The 3,143-nt window shown below is 70.3% G+C and carries 4 protein-coding genes; 1 reads left to right on the plus strand and 3 read right to left on the minus strand.

Annotated features, from left to right (window positions below):
- From ACFQEU_RS13575 to yqeC, 3 genes are all read right to left on the minus strand, one after another.
- Nucleotides 1–513 (minus strand): phosphoenolpyruvate-utilizing N-terminal domain-containing protein (locus ACFQEU_RS13575; RefSeq protein WP_379783015.1); only part of this gene is annotated, 513 nt, incomplete at its 3' end.
- The gene (locus ACFQEU_RS13580; RefSeq protein ID WP_379783017.1) at nt 510–869 is read right to left on the minus strand and encodes an HPr family phosphocarrier protein; all 360 of its coding nucleotides are present in this window, start codon (nt 867–869) and stop codon (nt 510–512) included. The genes ACFQEU_RS13580 and ACFQEU_RS13575, both read right to left, overlap by 4 nt.
- Before the next feature lie 142 nt (nt 870–1,011).
- On the minus strand, nt 1,012–1,755 hold the full coding sequence (gene yqeC, locus ACFQEU_RS13585; RefSeq protein ID WP_379783019.1) for a selenium cofactor biosynthesis protein YqeC: 744 nt from the start codon (nt 1,753–1,755) through the stop codon (nt 1,012–1,014).
- A 209-nt stretch (nt 1,756–1,964) separates the two neighbouring features.
- Between yqeC and ACFQEU_RS13590 the strand changes: the two genes are divergently transcribed.
- Nucleotides 1,965–3,143, plus strand: a 1,179-nt coding sequence (locus tag ACFQEU_RS13590) for an aldehyde ferredoxin oxidoreductase N-terminal domain-containing protein (protein WP_379783021.1), incomplete at its 3' end; no start/stop codon positions are given.

The following is a 3,143-nucleotide window of genomic DNA, read 5'->3' on the forward strand; positions in this document are numbered from 1 at the left end:
CTCCGCCAGCAGCACGGTTCCCGACGGCAGCGCCGAGAGGTCGACGGTCGCGGCGTCGAGGAGCGCGCGGAGCAGCCGATCCCGGACGTCACGGAGGTCGTCCGCCCGCTCGGCCATCTTCCCCTCCATCCCCTCGAACTGGCCGATAGCCTCGTCGAAGCGGTCGTGAACCGCGTGTTCGGCGAGCGTTCCGGCGTCGATGGCACCCTCGATATCGTCGACGAGCCCCGGGTCGTCGAGGAACGCCTCGTGTGCCTCGAACACCGCGGCTTCCTCCTCCCCGACGCGCTCCATGGCGCGCTCCCGAGCGAGACGGATCCCGTCACGGGCCGCGTCGCGGGCCGCGTCGAACCGTTCGCGTTCGACCGTCGGGTCGACCGCTTCCGCGTCTACCTCCGTGTCCGCCTCCGAGTCGGGTCGCTCTGGGAGCGTCAGCGCCTCGTCGGGCCGGTACCAACGTGCGGTTCCGACGCCGGCCAAGGGCGTACTCCCGACACCGTCGAGCGTTCTCACTCGTCGTCACCGTCCTCGTCATCCTCGACCGGGGTCGTGAGTAGCGCACAGACCGCGTCGAGCGCGGCCGCCGCGTCCGACCCCTCGGCGACGACGCGGACCGACTCGCCGTGCGCGACGTTGAGCCCGGTCACCGAGAGCATGCTGTTGGCCGGGACGAGCTCCCCCGCCTCGGCGGCCACGTGTTCCTCGCTGGGCACTTCCGCCCCGTTTCGTTCGTCCGTCTCCGCTCCGTCGGAGCTCTCGACTCGACCGATCGACACCTCGGCGTCGAACCGATTGGTCGTCTGCACGAGCTTCGAGGCGGGTCGCGCGTGCAATCCCGCTTCCGGCACTACCGTCACGGTACGTTCCATACCCTCCGTAGGTCGGGGGATCGTCTTATAGTTCCTCACGGGAGGTCGGCGTCCACATCCGTCTGGCCATCCACATCCATCCGTCTGGCCATCCACATCCATCCGTCTGGCCATCCACATCCATCCGTCACACGTCGCCCGGTCAGACGACATCGACGACATCGACGACCGTCGCGTCCCGCATCCGGGCGAGAACGATCCGCGGGACGTCGATGGGACGGTCTAACGCCTCTTTCCGGACCACCGCGGCGATCCGTCTCGCGACCGCCTCGTCGGCCTCGTCGTCGACCATGTTCACGAGCGGTATCGCGGTCGCGTCCCCCGGAACGCGTTTCATCCCGCCGCGCTCGTGGGCGAGAACACGGCCGACGATCTCGGGGGTGATCTCGTCGCCGACGGCAGCTCCGGTGATCGCGGCTACCCGCTCCGGGCGGTGGACGACGGCCTCCGTGAGCGGTTCGCCGATGGCGTGGGCGCTCGCGACCGGGACGACCGTGTCCGCGGTCGCTGGAACCTGCGGTTCACGGTCGTTCGGGGCCTTCAACAGTCGGGTTCGTGCCCCGTCCGCCTTGACGAGGACGGGCCCGTCGTGTGCGGAACCGAGCGCGTCGACCGTCTCCGGGTCGTAGCCCAGGTAGCGGTCCTCGCGCTCGCGTTCGGGAACGAGACCGAGCGGGAACGGCGGGTCGGTGTCGAGGGCGACAACCGGGTCGGTCGTGGTTCGGACCGCCGCAACCTGCCGGTCGAAGATCGGGATCCGGACCGTCGCGGTCACCACCGACCGTTCGAGTCGGTTCGCGAGCGCGTACAGCGTGGTCTTCTTTCCGCCCGCGCCGACGAGACAGGTCGTTCCCGTGGCCGCGTCCAACGCGTCGACGACGTTCATGTTCGTCGACGTATCGCCCCGCACGCGTCGAAAACGCGTCGGTCCCGGCAGCCGGTTCCGTTCCAGTAGTCGAGTCGGTTCCGGAGGCCGGTTTGGTCGCGATAGCCGGCTTGGGTCGACCCCACCCCGACCGACGGCTGTCCGGGTCGTCATGTCACCGGTCCGCGGCGACCCAGGGATTCATTCGGCTCGGGGATCAACGGTCGATGATGGACCCACCGGACCGGATCCTGCGGGTCGACCTCGACGATCGACGTGTCGAGAGCGACCCGGTCCCCGACGCGTGGCTGGCGAAGTACGTCGGAGGGAAGGGGCTCGGAGCCCGATATCTCTACGAGGCCGGGGGCGGGATCGACCCGTCATCGCCCGCGAACCCGCTCGCGTTCATGACCGGACCGCTAACGGGATACACGCCCGGTGAACAGCGGTACGCGGCGATCACCAAGTCGCCGCTCACGGGGACGTTCCTCGATTCGTACGGCGGCGGGTCGTTCCCGGCACGCCTCGCTGCGTCGCTCGGGCCGAACCTCGGCGTCATCGTGACCGGGATCGCCGACGAGCCGGTCGTCCTGGCCCTGTCTGACGGGGACGCCAGTATCGAGTCGGCGGCGGCGTTCACGGGGCTCGACGTGGCCGAGACGGACGCCGAGTTCCCCGACAGCGCAGTCGCGTGTATCGGCCCGGCGGGCGAGCGGGAAGTGGCGTACGCCACGATCGCCTCCGACAGCGGTGACCACCACGCCGGTCGGGGCGGGGCGGGCGCGGTGATGGGGGCCAAACGACTGAAGGCGGTCGTCGCTCACGACCCGCCACCGGACCCCGCGGACGGACTCGCCGAGCTCAAGGAACGCGACGCGAGCGCGTTCGCCGACAGCGACGCGGGTCGATGGCTCGCGGCCAGCGACACGCTCGAGACGATCGACTTCGCCAACGAGGCCGGTGTGTTGCCGACGCGGGGCTGGCAGAGCAACCGATTCGAGGGGACCGAGGGGATCGGTGTCGAGGCGGCGACGGAACGTGCGTCCGGCCGGGAGCGTCCCGACGATCCCGTTCCCGGCGGGTTCCGCGTACCGGACGGGAAGTCGGCGTCGGCAACGGACGGGTGCGAACGAGGCGACGACGAAGACGGGAGCGTCCCCCGCGGAGCGACCCCGATCGTCCTCGCCGCGGGGCTCGGGATCGGCGAGTTCGACGCGGTCGCGGCGCTCGGGGAGCTCTGTGACCGGCTGGGCGTCGACGTGATCTCCGCCGGCAACGCCGTCGCGTGGGCGGTTCGTGCCGGTGACGAGGGGGTCATCGACCGTGAGATCCCGTTCGGCGACGAGGCAGTCGCCCGATCACTGATCCAGGAGATCGCCGAGCGGTCGACGCCGCTCGGCGATGCGCTC

This window comes from Halorubrum tibetense (genome assembly GCF_042661865.1).
GTDB classification, from domain to species: Archaea; Halobacteriota; Halobacteria; order Halobacteriales; family Haloferacaceae; genus Halorubrum; species Halorubrum tibetense.